The sequence below is a fragment of the Stenotrophomonas sp. P5_B8 genome (assembly GCF_054049855.1).
This window is the reverse complement of sequence record NZ_JBFULO010000666.1, coordinates 1-1,392: the sequence shown is the minus strand read 5'-3', so window position 1 is coordinate 1,392 and position 1,392 is coordinate 1. Positions and strand designations below refer to the sequence as shown.

The window sequence follows — 1,392 nt, the reverse complement described above, 5'->3', positions numbered from 1 at the left end:
TCTATTCCCAGTCTACCCAGCCGCAGTACATCCAGACTTCCGTGCGACGTATCGTTGACGCCGCCGGCGAGCAGGAGCATGAGGTCGACGTCGATCCCGGCGAAGCGGCCATCGCGGTCACGCCGGGCAAGTTTGCCTTGGCTGGCGGTGGCAACCGCCTGATCCGTGTGATCCCGCTGCAGCCCGTGCAGGCCGAAACCGCCTACCGCATCTACTTCGAAGGGGTACGCGGTCCGGACGAACGCGACCAGGCCGAGGGCGAGGGCGCCCAGGCCAGCATTGGCGTGAACCTTGTATGGGGGGCGTTGGTGAACGTATTGCCCGTCGACGGCACGGTGGACATTCGCGTGCAAGGCGACCAGCTGCGCAACGCCGGCACGCTGCGCTTGGGCATCACCAGCATCGCCGACTGCGACGGCAGCCAATGCACCGCGCACGAGCTGTCGCGCAGCCTGTATCCCGGCAGCGCATTGCCGCTGCCGTTCGCCATGCAGCCGGGCCACACCGTACAGCTGCGCTACCGGCTCACGCGCGATGGCAATCGTGAGCACGTGCAGACCCTCACGCCCTGAATCCCCACACCTGCCTGCTGCGCAATGCCGGGCGGTTCCCATCTCGTTTCGTTCCCCAAGGAGTTCTCATGAACAAAATCTATCGCCGTGTCTGGTCCACCGCCCTGCAGTGCTGGGTCGTTGCCAGTGAGTTGGCTTCGGTGCGTGGAAAGCGTGCGCAGGTGTCAGGCCGAAGCGCGGCGCTGATCGCATTGCTGGGTCTGGCCCCAATGACCGCTGCGGCGGTCGAAGTCGCTGACGACGACGCTGAGTGGTGGGAACGCCAGGTGTTGAGTGCCTTCCACGCCATATCGGTGGCCCCGTCCGGCAATGCCGTGGTCATGGGCGTGATCAAGGGGTCGGTGTATGGGAATACCTCTGCTGCAAACTGGAGCTTGGTGACCGCCGAAGAAACCATGGCGCTGGGCGGTGAGGCCGGTGCGAACGGCCACGGAAGCTTTACCGCGGGGATCAAGAGCCGGGCAAACGGTGCCGGTGGTGTAACCGTGGGCAACTTTGCTGAAGGCTATGGCCAGAACAGCACGGTCGTCGGCTACTTCGCCAGCGCGACCAACGGTGGCTATGGCACCGCGGTGGGGGCTCGCGCCATCGCCAATGGGCTGGGGACGACGGCCCTTGGCAACGGCTCGAAGGCGTACACCGAAAACTCCGTCGCCGTTGGCAGCGGCTCCAAGACCCATGATGGGGCGGGCATCTCCAAAATCGCCATTGGGGGTGATGCCTATGCAGGCAGCAGCGGCTGGACAGGCGCCATTGCAGTAGGTGGCGACTCGCGCGCCGAATTCGATGGATTGGCGCTCGGCTACGAAGCCTTGGCCGT

2 protein-coding genes are annotated in these 1,392 nt (G+C 65.1%); both read left to right on the top strand.

Going from position 1 to position 1,392, the window contains the following annotated elements:
• On the top strand, positions 1-572 hold a 572-nt coding region (locus ACXJKH_RS20505; protein ID WP_457322133.1), incomplete at its 5' end, for a pilus assembly protein.
• A 68-nt stretch (positions 573-640) separates the two neighbouring features.
• The coding region (locus tag ACXJKH_RS20500; RefSeq protein ID WP_457322131.1) for an ESPR-type extended signal peptide-containing protein at positions 641-1,392 on the top strand (752 nt) is incomplete at its 3' end.